Here is a 16643-nt window from a genome sequence, read left to right as displayed (position 1 = left end):
GATGGGCGTTGGGCTGGAGCACAAGCTGCCACTCGGCGAGGCGGTCAGCCGCGGCGTGGACTGGCTGACTCGCCATGGCGCGGCCTACTTCGATGCCCTCTCGGTGGTCCTCGACGGGTTGATCCAGGGCGTCACCGGCGCCCTGCTGTGGTTCCACCCGCTGGTGCTGATCGGCCTGTTCACCCTGCTCACCCACGCCCTGCAACGGCGCTGGGGGCTGACCCTGTTCTGCCTCGCCGCGCTGCTGCTGATCCTCAACCTCGGCTACTGGCAGGAAACCCTGGAGACCCTGGCCCTGGTGCTGTTCGCCACCCTGCTATGCGTCGCCGTCGGCGTGCCCCTCGGGGTGCTAGCCGCCCACCGGCCAGGCTTCTACACCCTGCTGCGGCCGCTGCTCGATCTGATGCAGACGGTGCCCACCTTCGTCTACCTGATCCCCACCCTGACCCTGTTCGGCCTCGGCGCGGTACCCGGTCTGATCTCCACCGTGGTATTCGCCATCGCCGCGCCGATCCGCCTGACCTGCCTGGGCATCCGCGGCGTGCCGCGCGAGCTGCTCGATGCCGGGCGCGCCTTCGGCTGCTCGCGGCGCCAGCTGCTGATCCGCATCGAGCTGCCGCATGCCATGCCGAGCATCGCCGCCGGTGTGACCCAGTGCATCATGCTCTCCCTGTCCATGGTGGTGATCGCCGCCCTAGTGGGCGCCGACGGCCTCGGCCGGCCGGTGGTCAACGCCTTGAACACCGCCGACGTGGGGCTCGGCTTCGAGGCCGGGCTGGCCATCGTCCTGCTGGCGATCCTCCTCGACCGGGTCTGCCGGCCGCCGGCGCCGCGGCAGCGCCAGGAGGCGTCCGGCCCATGAGCCTGATCCGGTTCGAGCAGGTGGATCTGGTGTTCGGCAAACGGCCCCGGCAGGCCCTGGAACTGCTGGACGCCGGTCTCGACCGCCAGGCGATCTTCGCCCACTGCGGCCAGCTGGTGGCGGTGGCCGGCGCCGACCTGGAGGTGGAGCGCGGCGAGACCTGCGTGCTGATGGGGCTGTCGGGCTCCGGCAAGTCCAGCCTGCTGCGCTGCATCAACGGCCTCAACCGGATCAGCCGCGGGCGGCTGTGGCTGGAGCACGACGGCCGGCCCCTGGACCTGGCCCGCTGCACCCCGGCGCAGCTCAAGGTCCTGCGCACCCGGCGCATCGCCATGGTGTTCCAGCAGTTCGCCCTGCTGCCCTGGCTGACGGTGGCCGAGAACATCGGCTTCGGCCTGGAGCTGCAGGGCCTGCCGGCCACCGAGCGGCGCCGCCGGGTAGCCGAGCAGCTGGAGCTGGTGGGGCTCGGCCCCTGGCGCGACAAACGCCCGGAGCAGCTCTCCGGGGGCATGCAGCAGCGCGTCGGCCTGGCCCGGGCGCTGGCCATGGACGCCGACATCCTGCTGATGGACGAGCCCTTCTCGGCCCTCGACCCGCTGATCCGCCAGCAGTTGCAGGGCGAGCTGCTCGACCTGCAGCGACGCCTGCGCAAGACCATCGTGTTCGTCAGCCACGACCTGGATGAGGCGCTCAAGCTGGGCAACCGCATCGCCATCATGAAGGACGGACGGATCGTCCAGCACGGTCGCCCAGAACAGATCCTCCTCGCTCCCGCCGACGACTACGTACGCAGCTTCGTCGCCCACTGCAACCCGCTGGATGCCCTCCGCGGGCGCAGCCTGATGCGCCCCCTGAACGGCAGTACGGGGGAAATCTGTCTGGATGCACAGCTGGACTGCTGGCTACAGCTGGCTGCGGACCAGCGTCCGCTGAGCGCGCGGCGCGGCGCCGAAGCCCTCGAGCTGCAACGCTGGACGCCGGGCCAGCCGCTGGACGGGCTGCGCCCACGGCCGACCCTGGTGGACGCCGGCATCGCCCTGCGCGACGCCCTGCAGGTACGCCACCACAGCCGCCACCCGCTGCTCCTCGAGGAACAGGGCCGGCTGGTCGGCCTGCTCGACGAAGCCGAGCTGTACCGGGCGCTGCGCCGCCAGGAGGCGCCGGCCGCCGACTGAGCCCTTACTTCAGCTCGCTGGAAGTCTTGCCGAGCACCCGGCGGGCGACGATCAGCATCTGGATCTGCTGGGTACCCTCGAAGATGTCGAGGATCTTCGAGTCGCGCGCCCACTTCTCGAGCAGTTCGTCCTCACCATAGCCCAAGGCTCCGGCCAGCTCCACGCACTTCAGGGTGATCTCGGTGGCCACCCGGCCGGCCTTGGCCTTGGCGATGGACGCCTCCTTGGAGTTGGGCATGCGGTTGTCGGCCATCCAGGCCGCGCGCAGGGCCAGCAGGCGCGCAGCCTCCCACTCGGCCTCCAGGCGGTAGAGGGTTGCCTCAGCATGGCTGACGCTGAACAGGGGCTTGCGGTAGTCGAAGGCGCAGGACTTCTTCAGCAGCTCGCGGGTGCGGTCGAGGGCCGCCTTGGCGACCCCGATGGCCATCCCGGCGACCAGCGGGCGGGTGTTGTCGAAGGTCTCCATGACCCCGGCGAAGCCCTTCTGCACGTCGATTTCCGGGTTGCCGAGGAGGTTCTTGGCCGGCACCCGGCAGTCGACGAAGCTGATCGCCGCGGTGTCCGAAGCCTTGATGCCGAGCTTCTTCTCCAGGCGGGTGATGGTCATGCCCGGGGTGCCGCGTTCCACCACGAAGGACTTGATGGCCGCCCGGCCGAGGCTGCGGTCCAGGGTCGCCCAGACCACCACGGCGTCGGCGCGCTCACCGGAGGTGACGAAGATCTTCTCGCCGTTGAGCACGTAATGGTCGCCGTCCCTGACCGCGGTGGTGCGGATCGCCGCCGAGTCGGAGCCGCAGCCCGGCTCGGTGATCGCCATGGCCGCCCAGGTGCCGGCGAAGCGCTGCAGCTGTTCCTCGTTGGCCACCGCGGCGATCGCCGCGTTACCCAGGCCCTGGCGCGGCATGGCCAGGAGCAGGCCGACGTCGCCCCAGCAGAGCTCCATCACGCCGAGCAGCGCGGCCATGTTGCCGCCGTTCTTGATGCCTTCCTCCTGCTCGCGGGAGGCGCCGCGCTTGCTCGCCGAGCCGGCGCCCACCGCGTCCGGGGAGCCGGCGTTCATGCCGTCGAGAAGCGCGGCGAGCATGTCCAGTTCCTTGGGATAGGCATGCTCGGCCTTGTCGTACTTGCGCGAGATCGGCCGGAAGTAATGCTCCGCCACCTGATGGGCCTGGTTGATCAGGCCCCTGAATTTCCGGGGGATTTCCAGGTTCATGGATGCGTCTTCCTCACAGGTGCAGGCCGCCGGCCATGATCGCCACGCCGCGCAGATCGCGGTACCAGCGCTCGACCGGGTGTTCCTTGGTGAAGCCGTGGCCGCCGAGCAGCTGCACGGCGTCGCTGCCGATCTTCATCGCCTTCTCGGCGCACAGCAGGCGCGCCAGGTAGGCCTCGCGGTGGAACGGCAGGCCGGACTCGGCCCGCGAGCAGGCGCGCCACACCAGCATGCGCATGGCGTCCAGCTCCACGGCGATGTCGGCGACCATGAAGGCCACCGCCTGGCGATGGCTGATCGGCTCGCCGAAGGCCTGCCGCTCGTTGCAGTAGGTGGTCACGTACTCCAGGGCCGCCTGGCCGGTACCCAGGGCCAGGGCGCACCAGGCCAGCGCGGCATGGTCGAGGAAGCTCTGGTAATCGAAGTCGCTGGCCGCCAGGCGCTGCTCGGCCGGCACCTTGACGCCCTTGAAGCGGATCCGCGCGGTGCCGCCGGCGCGCAGGCCCATGGCCGGCTCGGCCTGCCGACTGATGCCCTTGCTGGCGGCATCCACCAGGAACAGCGCCGGACCGTCGCTGGTCTGCGCCGCGACGATCAGCCGGCTGGCCTCCAGGCCGCGCAGCACCAGGCACTTCTCGCCGCTGAGGATGTAGTGGCTGCCACGCCGACGGGCCCGGGTGGCCAGCTTCAGCGGGTCGAACAGTGCCACCGGCTCGTTCACCGCGATGGCAGTGAGCGGCGCCGGCTCCTCGCCGACGAAGGCCGGCAGCCAGCGCGCCTGCTGCTCGGGGCTGCCCCAGCGGCGCAGACAGTTGGCCGCCGAGAGCGGCACCAGCAGGGCGGCGGCCAGGGACAGGTCGCCCTGGGCCAGGGCCTCGGCGATCAGCGCGTTGGTCAGGGTGGTGCGCTCACCGGCCAGGCCGCCATGGGCCTCGCCGACCCCATAGTGGGCCAGCCCAAGTTCATGGGCCTGGTTGAGCAGCTCGGCGGGCACCGCGCACTGCTCGTCGGCGGCCTCGGCCGCCGGGCGCAGCATCTCGCGGGCGAAGTCGCCGAGCATCTCGACCAGCATCTTCTGGTCGTCGCTCAGGGACAGGTCGAAGACGGCCGTCGGATCGGCTGGCCGGGGCTTGCCGGAGGGTTTGCCGCTGCGTTCGGCGGCCATGCGGAAACCGGCGCGGCTGCCGGTGAAGATGAGCTTTTCCAGCGGCTGACGCAGCTTCAGGCGATCCGGCCAGTCGGCCTGGGCCACCCGGTTGAGCACCGCCAGCGCGCGGCCTTGGACATTGGATGACATGGACACATCTTGCTCCACGGACGGGATGAAGATGGCCAGGATGATGCGCGTACCGGCCGCGGGCGCCTATGACCGCCCCGCCGCGGCACGCTGGCAGGTCAGTCAGTCGCCCGCCGGGCTGCGGAAGGGGAACTCAGCGGTTGCGGATCTTCTCGACGATGGCGGTGGTCGAGCTGTTCTCCACCAGGCCCAGCACCCGTACCTCGCCGCCATAGGCGCGCACTATGTCGGCACCGACCACCTGGTCGATACCGTAGTCGCCACCCTTGACCAGCACGTCCGGCTTGACCAGCTGGAGCAGGCGCTCGGGGGTGTCCTCGCTGAAGCTCACCACCCAGTCCACCGACTCCAGGCCGGCGAGCACGGCCATGCGCCGGTCCACCGAATTGATCGGCCGGCCCGGGCCCTTCAGGCGGCTGACCGAGGCGTCGTCGTTGATCGCCACCACCAGGCGGTCGCCCTGGGCGCGGGCCTGCTCCAGGTAGGTCACGTGGCCGGCATGGAGGATGTCGAAGCAGCCATTGGTGAAGACGATCTTCTCGCCCTGGGCGCGGGCGTCCTCGACGCTGCTGAGCAGCTGCTCGAGGGTCAGCACGCCGCGCTCGGAGCCCTCCTCGCGCTGCACCGCGCGGCGCAGCTCGGGGGCGCTGATCGCCGCAGTGCCCAGCTTGCCGACCACGATGCCGGCGGCCAGGTTGGCCAAGGCCACCGCCTGGGGTAGCTCCTCGCCGGCGGCCAGGGCGGCGGCCAGGGTGGAGATCACCGTGTCCCCGGCGCCGGTGACGTCGAACACCTCGCGGGCCCGCGCCGGCAGGTGCAGGGCCGGCTGGCCGGGACGCAGCAGGGTCATACCGTGCTCGCCGCGGGTCACCAGCAGGGCGTCCAGCTCCAGCTCACGCATCAGCGTCGCGCCCTTGGCGACCAGCTCCTGCTCGTCGGCGCAGGGCCCGACGATCGCCTCGAACTCGCTGAGGTTGGGGGTGATCAGGCTGGCGCCGCGGTAGATGCCGAAATCCTTGCCCTTCGGATCGGCGAGCACCGGGATGCCCTTGTCGCGGGCCAGACGGATCAGCTCCTGGTGGTTGCGCAGCGCGCCCTTGCCATAGTCGGAGAGCACCAGCACCTTGATGCCGTCGAGCAGCGCCGCGACGTCCCCGGCCAGCGCCCGGGCGTCGGTGGCGAAGGGTTCCTCGAAGTCCATGCGCAGCAGCTGCTGGTGACGGCTCATGACCCGCAGCTTGACGATGGTCGGCTGGCTGGCGATGCGCTGGAAGCGGGTCGTGACCCCGGCGCTGGCCAGGCTCGCGGCTAGGCTGTCGGCCGCTTCGTCGGCGCCGGTCACCCCGATCAGCGCGGCCGGCGCCCCCAGTGCAGCGATGTTCAGCGCCACGTTGGCGGCCCCGCCCGGACGATCCTCGATCTGCTCCACCTTGACCACCGGCACCGGCGCTTCCGGAGAGATCCGCGACGTGCTGCCATGCCAGTAGCGATCGAGCATGACGTCACCGACCACGAGAACGGGGGCTTGGTCGAAACGGGGCATGGTCAGCTTCATGGGCTCTCCGGAAGGGGCAGAAAAACGCCTGGGATCATAGCATGTCCGGCCCTAGCCCCGTGGTTGCTCCGCTCGAGAGGCAGCAATCCCGTTCCGCTCCTCAGCCTCGAATATCTGCCTGAACATGGGTATCAGCCGGCGGTTGCCGAACTCGGTGATGTGGTTGTCGTCGCGGTACAGCGGTCGCCCGTTCTGCTCTCCCGGGCAGAGGCCGTCCACGCAGAGGTAGGGCAGCGGGTCGAGCAAACGGGCGCCGCAGCGCTCCACCACCTCGTCCTGCATCGCCCACACGAAGGACTGGCGACGATGGTAGTCGGCCAGCGGCAGCACGAAGCGGCGCTCCTGGCCGAATATCATGGCCCGGCCCAGGCGGGTCGGCACGTCGGCCGGCATCTCAGGCGTCGGTCGCACCAGGTACAGCGGCCGCTGCTCGGCCAGCCGGCACATGGTCGCCACGTAGTGCTCGCGGAATTCGCGCAGGTAGTGCGCGTCGATCTCTTCGTAAGGCGTACCGAAGTTGAAGTTCGGCCGCTTGTCGCCGGGCTGGCCGCCGTTGAGGTAATTGGCGGTGCGCCCCACCACCACCACCGGCACGCCGGCCGGCAGCTGGGCGGACTCTCGCTCCAGCTGCGCGTTGAGCGCCTCGCACTCCTCCGACTTGCCTTCGTTGCTGCGCAGGCCGAAGACGATCAGGCAGCCGCTTTCGCCGCGGAACAGTACCCCGCCCCGCCCTTCCGGCAGGGCCGCCTGCAGGGCCGTGACCAGCGCATCGGCATGGCTGTCGCCGAGCAGGATCACCCGTACCGGCTCTGCACCGTAGATGCAGCGGGCATCCGCGTCCAGGCACTCATCCCGGCGCGGGTTGGTGTTGCTGCGTTCCGCCTCGATCTTCGCCACGGCCTCGGGCAGGCGCTCCGGGAAACCGTGCTTGCGGACCTGCTGGGCCAGGACGGAGAGCAGCGCCAGGGTCAGGATCAGTACCACGGCGCTGCCCCAGCCGTTCAGTCGGGTCAGCTGGCGGCGTGCCGGCGTCTCGACGAACCGGTAGGATAGATGACCGAACAGCAGCGAGGCGCACACCGCCACGGCGACCCACAACGGATCGCGGAGCCGCTCCAGATAGTCCAGGGCGACCACCAGCGGCCAATGCCAGAGATAGATGGAGTAGGAACGGCTGCCCAGCCACTGGACGGCCGGGGTTCCGGTCCACAGCGACTCACGGCGCGCCGCGAGCAGCACCAGGGCCGCCCCGGCCACCGGCAGCACGGCCCGCCAGCCCGGCCAGACGCTGTGCCGGTCGAATAGCAGAATGGTGGCGAGAATCAGTCCGAAGCCGAGCAGTTCAATGCCACGCTGCCAGCCCTGCGACCAGTTCCGCCGGCCGGCCAGGTAGACCAGGGCGCCGGCGAGCATCTCCCAGGCCCGGTTCTGCAGCAGGAAGAAGGCCTCGCTGGCATCCGCCTGGGTGCGCCACAGGCACAGGCCCAGGGAGGCGACACCAAGCGCCCCCAGCACCCAGGCCAGCCGACGGCGGCCCGGCAACCAGCGGGCCATGGCCATCATCAGCAGCGGCAGCAGCAGGTAGAACTGCCACTCCACCGACAGCGACCAGGTGTGCAGCAGCCATTTTTCCTGGGAGGCCACGTCGAAGTAGCCGGACTCGTCAAAGTAGCGCAGGTTGGAGCTGAAGGTCAGGCTCTCGCGGACATGCTTGCCGAGTCGCCGATACTCCTCGGGCATCAGGAAGAACCAGCCGACGGCCAGGACCACCGCGCAGAGCACGACCAGTGCCGGCCAGATGCGCCGCGCCCGCGCCAGGTAGAAGCGCCACAGCGAAAAGTCGCCGCGCTCCAGCCCCTCGAGGACGATGCCGCACATCAGGTAGCCGGAGATCACGAAGAACACGTCGACCCCGGCGAAGCCGCCACCGATGCCGGCGACGCCGAAGTGGTAGAGCACCACGGCGATCACCGCCCAGGCGCGCAGCCCATTGATGTCCAGCCGGAATTCACGCTCCGGTGCAGCGTTTGCAGTCATCTACGCTCTCCTGACCGGGCGGCCTCGCCTGCCGGTCCTCGTTGTGCCCGGGGGCTCATGCTGGGGGTGCCGACGCCGCGTCGCTCCAGGGCTAGGTTCAGGCGGCAAGCCGGCTCGGGTTCAGTCGGTGGAGGAGATGTCCAGCGGGCGGACCCAGAACAGTTCGTGGCGGCGTACCGCCTTGCGGAAGAACTCGTCCTCGCCGGTGTTCGGCCAGCGGCGCCCGGCCAGCACGCGTTGGATCCGCCGGCGCAGGCGCTTCTTGGCCGGCAGCGGAGACTGCAGGTCATGCTGCATGCGCAGGGCCATGGCCTTGTCGAGCTGGGTCTGCGGACACAGTGAGGGGCTCCAGAGGCTATCCGCCGGCAACGGCTCGATGGCCGGCGGCAGGGCCACCCCCGCGCCGGCCGGCCCCATCGGCCAGCGGTCGTTGTCGTGCAGGTGGTTGGCGTAGAGCAGCAGGCTCGTCGGCTTCCATGCGCTCTGCTCGATGGCCTCGCGCAGCGCCTGGGTGGCGGCGACGTGGTCGGCGTGCGGGTCCAGCTCCGGGTGCGGGGTGACCACCGCCTCGGGACGGAAATGCTCCAGCAGCACGCGCAGATCGGCCACCAGGTTGCGCCAGCAGGGCACGCCGTCGGTGTCCCCGGGCAGGCGCAGCGGGTTGAAGGTGCGCGCGCTGCGGATGTCGCTTTCGCCGGACTCTCGCGAGCCGAAACCCCGCTCCGGCGCCTTGCGCATCTCCGGCAGCTGCAGGCAGTAGTAGCCCAACTGCACGCAGCGCGACTGCGGCACCCCACCCCACAACGGGATAGCCAGGCTGTCCCAGGTGCGCAGACGCCCCTTGAGGCGGGCCGCCGCCGCGCCGTCCAGCCCCAGCCGGCGGAAATGCCGGGCCTCGATCTCGCCCTGGGTGAGGGTGACGATGCTGACCTCCACGGCCCGCCGATAGAGACCGAAGGCCGCCAGTTCGGCGTCGTCGGCATGGGGGGCGATCACCATCAGGCGCTGGCGGGCATGATCCGGATGACGGCACACCACCAGGCGCCCCTGACCGAGCAGACGGCAGTCGCGGGTGCCAACCTGCAGCCGGCCAGCGGCCAAGGCCGCGGCCTGGCCGCTCAGGTTCAGCCAGCGCAGACCGTCGACACCGCGCTCGAACTCCTGGCAGTCGTCGCCGAGCCACACCTGCGGATCCCGCAGACGGCCCAACCAGTTGCTCTTCACTCGCCATTCCAGCAACAGGGTCTCGTCGCCCTGCAGATCCGGCTCGCCCTGCACCTGCAGGCGACCATCGGCCAAAACTACCGGGAATTCCGGCACCTCGGCCGGGAATCGGTACCGATAGTCGTCCCGCGGCGAATAAAACAGGTGGTCGGCCAGCCAGGCCTCGTGGGCGACCCAGGCAGCCAGCAGCAGGACCGGCACCAGCCAGGGAGAGACGAAGATACCGAGCAGGGCGATCAGCAGCAGGCCGACCAGCAGGCCCAGGCGTTTGCTGCGGCGATGCTGGCGCAGCAGGCGTTGTTTGCGGGATTGCATGGATTACCGGTAATAACTGGGGTGCCGATGGCACCAACGGTCTTTGTATTCGCGGTCGGCCCGGCCGAAGGAGTAGCGCAGCGCCTTGCCCAGCGCCCGGGCCTCGTCCCAAGCGGCCTGGGTGTTGACGAAGCTGAGCACGCTGCCGGGGCTGAAGGCCCGGCTCTGCGGGTCGACGCCGCCGTTGATGTACTCGACGCTCAGCCACTGCGGCGACTCCACCCGGTAGAGGATCTGGATGGCCACGGGGGCGTCGTCCAGGTAGATCAGCGAGCCGCGCATGAACTCGCGGAGCAGCCCGAAGACCTCCTCCAGATGCGCCTCGCCGGTCGCCGGAAAGCCCCAGCGGCGCCTGAACAGGTCGGCGTAGATCGCCGCCTGCTCGGCGGGGGACAGCTCGGCCATGGGCCGGAGACGCCCGCCCGCCTCTTCCAGCAGACGCAGCTCGCGGCGCTGGTTGTAGCGGAACTTCTTGCCGTAGTCCTCGGGCGCGCGGGCCAGCGCCAGCCCCTCGCGCTGCTCGCGGAGGCCGACGATCTGCGCCTGGTTCAGCTCGGATACGTAACTCGCCCGGTGACGCAGACGAACCCGCGCGTGCGGCGCCAACGGCAGGATGACCTCGGCATTGCCGAGGTCGAACAGGCCGCGCTGGCCACGGCGCTTGAGTACCTTCTTGGACAGCGCCAGGTGGCCGCCCCAGGTGGCGATGGCGCCGAGCAGCTCGCCGTTCTCGAACCAGCCGAGATAGCGGGTCCGGATGCCGGCCAGATCAGACAGCCGCTCGATGATCTGCGGATGAGTGGCGACGCTGCCGCCGTAGCGCCGCCAGGCGGCGTCGTAATCGGCGGGGGCGATCGGCGTCCAACCCCGCTCGCGCCACAGACGCAGCCAGTCCCTCATGCTTCGAGCGCCTTGTCCGGGTCCTGATCCTTGCCGAGCTGCGCGTGCAGACGTGCGTAATGGCCGTTCAGCGCCAGCAGCTCGGCATGACTGCCGCGCTCGACGATCCGCCCCTGATCCATCACCAGGATCAGGTCGGCCTTCTCGATGGTCGACAGGCGGTGGGCGATCACCAGGGTGGTGCGCCCCTTCATCACCTCGTCCAGGGCGGCCTGGATGTGCCGCTCGGACTCGGTATCCAGCGCCGAGGTGGCCTCGTCGAGAATCAGCAGCGGCGCGTTCTTCAGCAATGCGCGGGCAATCGCCAGGCGCTGCCGCTGGCCGCCGGAGAGCAGCACGCCGTTCTCGCCGACCAGGGTGTCGTAGCCCTGCGGCAGTTTCTCGATGAACTCGTCGGCGTAGGCCGCCGCGGCAGCGCGCTTGATGTCCTCCAGCGGCGCCCCGGCAAGGTCGCCGTAGGCGATGTTGTTGGCCACCGAGTCGTTGAACAGGGTGACGTGCTGGGTGACCAGGGCGATGTGCCGGCGCAGATTGCGCAGGCGGTAGTCCTCGACGTCCACGCCATCCAGCAGTATGTGACCCTGGTCGTGGTGGTAGAAGCGCGGAATCAGACTGGCGAGGGTCGACTTGCCGCTGCCGGAGCGGCCCACCAGAGCGATCATCTGTCCCGGCTCGGCGACGAAGGAGATGTCGTGCAACACCGGCTTCTCGGTGCCCGGATACTGGAAGCTCAGCTCGCGCACCTCCAGCCGGCCGCTCACCCGCTCGCGCTCGATGCGTCCATCGTCCACTTCGGGGTCCTCGTCGAGCTGCTCGAAGATGCTCTCGGCGCCGGCCAGGCCACGCTGGATGGTGGAGCTGACCTCGGAGAGCTGGCGGATCGGCTTGGGCAGCAGACCGGCGGCGGTGATGTAGGCCACCAAGTCGCCCGCCGAAGCGTCGCCGCGCAGGTACAGGACCAGGAACATCAGCATCGCCATGCCGGTGTAGATCACCAGCTGCAGCATCGGGGTGTAGACAGCGCCGGTCTTGGTCATGCGCAGCTGCTTGGCAGTGTTGTCGCGGCTGGCCTCCAGGAAGCGCGCGGACTCGTAGTCCTCGCCGCCGAAGCTGCGCACCACCCGATAGCCCTGGATGGTTTCCGAGGCCACGTGGGTGACGTCGCCCATGGCCACCTGGATCTTCTTGCTCTGCTTGCGGAACTTCTTGCTGGCACTGCTGACCATCAGGGCGATCACCGGCAGGATGGCCACCATCACCAGGGTCAGTTTCCAGTTCATCCACAGCAGGTAGGCGAACAGGAAGACCACCGTCAGGCCCTCGCGGATCACCACCTTGATGGCGTCGGTGGCGGCACCGGTGACCATGGTGACGTTGAAGGTGATGCGCGAGATCAGATGCCCGGAGTTGTGCTGGTCGAAATAGCGGTTGGGCAGACGCAGCAGGCTGTCGAACAGCACCACCCGCAGGTCGTGCACCAGCCCCAGGGAAACCTTGGCGAGGAAGTAGTTGCCGAGGAACGAGCCCAGGCCCTGCCAGGCGGCGATCAGCACGATCAGCAGAGGTACCGTCTGGAGCAACTGCAGGTCCTTGAGCACCGGAATGTCGGCGAACAGGGTCGCCTCCGGGTTGGACAGGCCGTCGACGAAATACTTGAGGATCCCCGCCAGCATGGGCTGGGTGGAAGCGAAAATGACGTAACCGACGATGCTGAGCAGGAAATAGCCGATGTAGGGCTTCACGTAGCTCAGCAGGCGGAGATAGATCTTGAGACTGGAAGCGCTGGCGCGGTCGGTCATGCAACTGAGGCCCTGAATCACAAGCGGCCGAGTCTAACATAGACGCCTGATTTCTCCGCGCGGCATCGGGTACACTGCGGACCTTTGACTGCCGCCCAAGCCTGCCGCCCTCCCCATGACCCCGCTGACCTCCCGACAATTCCTGACGCTCCGCGAGAACGCCGAGGTGCTGGAGGCCGATGGCCACGGCGAGAAGGTCCTCCGGCTGGCCGACGGCAGCATCCTCAAGCTGTTCCGGCGCAAGAGCCTGCTCTCGTCCAGCCTGTTTTGCCCCTATGCGGTGCGCTTCGCCCGCAACGCCGAAGCGCTCGAGGCGCGGGGAATCCCCTGTCCACAGATCATAGATACCTATCGCATCCCGTCCATCGCCCGGACGGCCGTGCACTACCGGCCGCTGCCCGGCGAGACCCTGCGCGCCCTGCTGCCGCAGCAGGCGCCGGAGGATCTGGCGCAGACTTGCCGGCAGCTCGGCGCCTTCATCGCCGACCTGCACCGGCAGGGGGTCTACTTCCGCTCCCTGCACCTGGGCAACGTCATCATGACCGAGCATTCGACGCTCGGCCTGATCGACTTCGCCGACATGCGCTGCAACCGCCGGCCGCTCAACCGCAACCTGCGCCAGCGCAACTTCCGCCACCTGTTCAGATACGCACGGGATGCGGCCCTGCTGCTGCCAGCCGCCGAAGAGTTCATCACCGGCTACTGCGAGGCGCTGCCCGCCGGGCCGCGCCAGCACTTCACCGCCTATCTGCAGAGTCTGTTCAACGCGGCCAGCGCCACTCGGAAGCGCTGACTACCACGCAAATTGCTACAGCGCACCGGGCGACGGCGCCCGGCCCGGTCACTGCAGCGTTTCCTTCGGCCCCGGCTTCTCCCGCTTCAGCAGGAAGTGACGCAGTCGCTTGAACAACTGGCGGTCCCACTGGCGCAGCGGCACCTCCTTGAACAGCCGCCAGGCGAAGGCCTTGTCGTGCAGCACCGCCATGCGCAATGCCTTGGTGATCAACCGGGCCCGGGCCGATTCGTAGGCTTCGTGTTCGGCGTAGGCCTGGATGACCTGCAGGCCGTAGCGATATTCTGCCTTGTAGTTCTTCGACAGGCTGTCGCCGTGCTTGCGGTACAGGGTGACGACGTCCGGCAGGATGTCCACCCGATAGCCCGCATGGGCGATCTTCAGGGTCATCTGGAAATCCTGGATCTTGATCTGCGGATCGTAGCCGCCCACGGCCAGCATGGCGTCGCGCCGATAGACGGCGATGCCGCCGCCGACCACCAGCGCCTCCGCCAGGGCCGCGGCGAAGTCGTAGCGCTTGATGCTGCGCCGCTTGTCCTTCTTTGGCAGCCGGGCGCCCCGCTCGTCGATGCGCACCGCGATGCCGCCCACGCAGCCGACCTCCGGGTGCTCGGCCAGATAGCCGGCCTGGATGGACAGCTTGTTGGGCGGCATCAGGTCATCGGCATCGAAGGTAGCGACGAACTCCCCCTGCGCCACGGCCAGACCAGCATTCAGGGCCGCGCTCACCCCGGCGTTCTGCTGGCGGATGAACTCGACCCGGCGCACCCGGCTGCGCGGCTGCCATTCGCGCAATGTGGCCTCGATCACCGCCACGCTGTCGTCCGTGGAGCCATCGTCCACCACGATCAGTTCGTAGTTCGGGTAGTCCTGCTGCAGCACGCTGGCGATGGCCTGCCCCACGTAGGCCGCGTAGTTGTAGCAGGGGATGATGACGGAAACGAGAGGAGTGGCCGGCATGCTCATGGCGCTCCGCCCTCCGCCGGCATCGGTCTCCAACCCTCGGCGCTGACCACCCAGGCCTCCTGGCGAGGCAAGCCGGGCGGCCCCAGCAAGTCCTCGGGCGACTGCGACGCCCACCGTTCCTTCTTCCACACCAGGAAATGCAGGTAGGGCAGCTCCTGGTCGCCCTGCAGATTGTTGGTCAACCGGCCCTTGCGCCAGTACCAACGCTCCGGGATCAGCCGGCGTCCATCCTCCAGCAGGGTAAAAGTGCTGTGGGCCTCGATGAACTCGCTGCGCCGGCTCCAGTCGTTGAAGCGCCCGGCAAAGCGCCGCAAGGCCTCGGGCCAGTTCTTGTGGCGGATGAACAGACGGCTGAAGGCCCCTTCGTCCAGCGCGTAGTGCTTGGGATCCTCGTAACGGCGCTGCCAGTCGGGGATCAGCCGGAAGGCCTGGCGCATGCGCTCGGTATTGCGCAGCAGGCAGAGGTGACCGGAAATGCGGCGGCTGTGGGTCGCGAAGAGGTCCTTGGCTGCCAGGCGTTCCGCGGTGAAGTAGCCGCGCAGGTTGCCGTAGATGACATCGATGTCGCCGAACGCCCAGAAGTCGTAGCCGGCCAGCTGGTCCTCGTGGACCGCCCCCAGGGCGGGCTTGATGTCGCAGAGCTTGTACGGCTGTGCAGGGTGGAAGTCGATGCCCAGGCGTTCGGAAACCAGATCACAGTACTCGGCGAACGTCATGGGGACGAAGCGCACGTTGCCGGGGGCATCCTCGGGGATCGGGCAGTCGGTGAAGAGCAACCAGTCGATGGTCGGGTTGTGCCGACAGCTTTCGAGGAAGAACGCGAACCAGAAGGGCCAGTTCCCGAAAAACGGTATCAGGAAGAGGATCCGCGGATCACCTGCATTGGCCGGCTGCTGAGACATGGGAGTTTCATTCGTCATGGTCATTATGTATGTACCTCATGGAAGCGCCCGGCAGCCCCTGCGACTCCACGAAAATATCCGATCGGTGCTTGTTCACAATTGTTCCATCGATACCGAGTTGCCCTTGAAGCATTTGCAGAACGCAAAGTGCGCGTAAGAACCCTCAGGCCCGGCAGCACAACTCGAGTTCTCCCCGTTACCCCGGCAGGGGGTCTTCTGCCGGTCCGCCTTGGCCAATGAGCCCTCACTTCCCCAATAGCCAGCCAGACCAACCAGACTTCCCCTCCAACGACTCGGCACGATGGCAACTCAGGACAGCAGCGGTCCAACCGCCCCATCCCGGTACGGGCCGCCCAAGTCAGGAGGGGAAGCGGGCAACAGGATGCTTTCCGGACGCATGCCGGCCAGCAGCTGCTGCAACAGATCCAGGGTATTCGACAGCCCCTTGCAGCCATGGCTGAGATGGTGCTCCGCGAAGGCCACCGAACGCTCCACGTACGCGGAATAGTTGCCGGCGATCGCCGCCACCCGCTCGGAGAGAGCGTGAAGGTCGGACACGCGCGCTCCCAGGAAACGCTCCTGCTCGAAGATGTCCTGCGTCCCGGCAACATTCACGTAGATCACCGGGCGATGCGCCAGGGCCGCCTCGATCACCGCGTTGGACATGATGTTGACCACCACGGAGGCCTGCCGCAGGGCCTCCGCCAGGGAACAGCCGCTGGGCAGCACCTGCAGATTCGGCAGCTCCGCCGCGGCCTGCTGCCAGAAGGTCGCCTGACTACGCGGATGGGCCTTGATCAGAACCCGGTAATCCGGGTGGCCGGAGGCCCATTCCTTGAGCAGGGCGTAGGTCGCCAGATAGCCCCGTTCCTTCTCCTTGTCCGGCCCCACGCCCAGCACCAGCAGAGTCCGCGCGGCCGGCGGCATGTCGTAGGCCAGGTCCACCATGTGCGACCCGGACAGCACGGCATGTGAGTGGCCGAAGCGCAGCGGGCGCTGCCACAGGGCCTCTATGGAGCTCTGCCCGAACAGGAAGTAGTAGTCGTAGTCGTTCATCCCCAGGCGCCGCGACCCCTCCACCGTGGTGGCATGGGCCAGATGGACCAGCAGGGCGCCACGGGCATTGAGGGCCAGCCGCAGGAAAGGTACGTAGAGGCTGCCGTTGCGATCGTTGAGGAGGATGCGCGGTCGATAATGTTCCGCCAGCCACTCGGCATAGGCGGCCATGCCGAAATAGCGGATCGGCACCGGATAAGGCGGCTTCCTGAGCTGGCGCTGGCGAAGGATCTCGCCGGGTTCCGGCAGGGCGGTTTCCACCAAGCTGAAGCCGCGGGCACGCACGCCCTCGATGAGCATCTTCTTGCGCTGCAGCCTGATGACCTTGGGCGCCGCCTGCAGCAGGAGAAAATCGCAGCTCTGGCCGTCCGAGGCAGATGCCAGCCGCCACCGGGCACGCACGCCGAAGGCGAAATCGACAAGCGCGGCGCGGAGCACACGGAGGCAGCTGCCCGGCAGACCATGGTGCTGACGCAACAACCGCCAACGGTAACGATCGAGCGCCCGGCACTTGGCCGCCCAGGGATTGATGCTCACCGAATGCATGGG

At 68.4% G+C, this 16643-nt stretch carries 13 protein-coding genes; 3 read left to right on the top strand and 10 right to left on the bottom strand.

Annotation, left to right across the window (positions count from 1 at the left end):
* The first annotated feature begins 1 nt into the window (after position 1).
* A complete protein-coding gene (choW, locus tag H165_RS0113095; protein WP_017939388.1) occupies positions 2–862 on the top strand; it encodes a choline ABC transporter permease subunit in 861 nt (286 codons plus the stop codon).
* A complete protein-coding gene (choV, locus tag H165_RS0113090) occupies positions 859–2037 on the top strand; it encodes a choline ABC transporter ATP-binding protein (RefSeq protein WP_017939387.1) in 1179 nt (392 codons plus the stop codon). The genes choW and choV overlap by 4 nt, the downstream gene beginning before the upstream one ends.
* A 4-nt stretch (positions 2038–2041) precedes the next feature.
* Here the strand turns inward: choV and H165_RS0113085 are convergent, their stop codons facing one another.
* The 7 genes from H165_RS0113085 to msbA form a co-directional block, all read right to left on the bottom strand.
* A complete protein-coding gene (locus H165_RS0113085; protein ID WP_017939386.1) occupies positions 2042–3250 on the bottom strand; it encodes an acyl-CoA dehydrogenase family protein in 1209 nt (402 codons plus the stop codon).
* 13 nt (positions 3251–3263) lie between these two features.
* Positions 3264–4553, bottom strand: a complete 1290-nt coding sequence (locus tag H165_RS0113080; protein ID WP_026146613.1) for an acyl-CoA dehydrogenase family protein — start codon at positions 4551–4553, stop codon at positions 3264–3266.
* 127 nt (positions 4554–4680) lie between these two features.
* Complete coding sequence (gene hldE, locus H165_RS0113075) at positions 4681–6102, bottom strand: bifunctional D-glycero-beta-D-manno-heptose-7-phosphate kinase/D-glycero-beta-D-manno-heptose 1-phosphate adenylyltransferase HldE (protein ID WP_017939384.1); 1422 nt, start codon at positions 6100–6102, stop codon at positions 4681–4683.
* A gap of 51 nt (positions 6103–6153) precedes the next feature.
* Positions 6154–8139, bottom strand: coding sequence for an acyltransferase family protein (locus H165_RS0113070; RefSeq protein ID WP_017939383.1), 1986 nt, complete (start codon positions 8137–8139; stop codon positions 6154–6156).
* 120 nt (positions 8140–8259) lie between these two features.
* Complete coding sequence (locus H165_RS0113065; RefSeq protein WP_017939382.1) at positions 8260–9678, bottom strand: PIG-L deacetylase family protein; 1419 nt, start codon at positions 9676–9678, stop codon at positions 8260–8262.
* 3 nt (positions 9679–9681) lie between these two features.
* Positions 9682–10578: a GNAT family N-acetyltransferase gene (locus H165_RS0113060; RefSeq protein WP_017939381.1), complete on the bottom strand. Its 897-nt coding sequence runs from the start codon at positions 10576–10578 to the stop codon at positions 9682–9684.
* On the bottom strand, positions 10575–12377 hold the full coding sequence (gene msbA, locus H165_RS0113055; protein WP_017939380.1) for a lipid A export permease/ATP-binding protein MsbA: 1803 nt from the start codon (positions 12375–12377) through the stop codon (positions 10575–10577). Before msbA ends, H165_RS0113060 begins: the two co-directional genes overlap by 4 nt.
* Before the next feature lie 115 nt (positions 12378–12492).
* Here msbA and H165_RS0113050 point away from each other — a divergent pair, with 115 nt between their 5' ends.
* Positions 12493–13170 (top strand): phosphotransferase, encoded by a 678-nt coding sequence (locus H165_RS0113050; protein ID WP_017939379.1) that lies wholly within the window; start codon positions 12493–12495, stop codon positions 13168–13170.
* Between the two features lie 48 nt (positions 13171–13218).
* Here the strand turns inward: H165_RS0113050 and H165_RS18595 are convergent, their stop codons facing one another.
* From H165_RS18595 to H165_RS0113035, 3 genes are all read right to left on the bottom strand, one after another.
* Positions 13219–14136, bottom strand: a complete 918-nt coding sequence (locus H165_RS18595) for a glycosyltransferase family 2 protein (protein ID WP_017939378.1) — start codon at positions 14134–14136, stop codon at positions 13219–13221.
* Entirely contained in the window at positions 14133–15038 is a 906-nt protein-coding gene (locus H165_RS0113040) for a DUF6625 family protein (RefSeq protein ID WP_017939377.1), read from the bottom strand. The genes H165_RS18595 and H165_RS0113040 overlap by 4 nt, the downstream gene beginning before the upstream one ends.
* Before the next feature lie 309 nt (positions 15039–15347).
* Positions 15348–16640 carry a hypothetical protein gene (locus H165_RS0113035; protein WP_017939376.1) on the bottom strand — a complete coding sequence of 431 codons (1293 nt, stop codon included), beginning with the start codon at positions 16638–16640 and terminating at the stop codon, positions 15348–15350.
* Between the last annotated feature and the right edge of the window lie 3 nt (positions 16641–16643).

This window comes from Pseudomonas thermotolerans DSM 14292 (assembly GCF_000364625.1).
GTDB classification, from domain to species: Bacteria; Pseudomonadota; Gammaproteobacteria; order Pseudomonadales; family Pseudomonadaceae; genus Aquipseudomonas; species Aquipseudomonas thermotolerans.
This window is presented reverse-complemented; position numbering and strand designations above follow the sequence as displayed.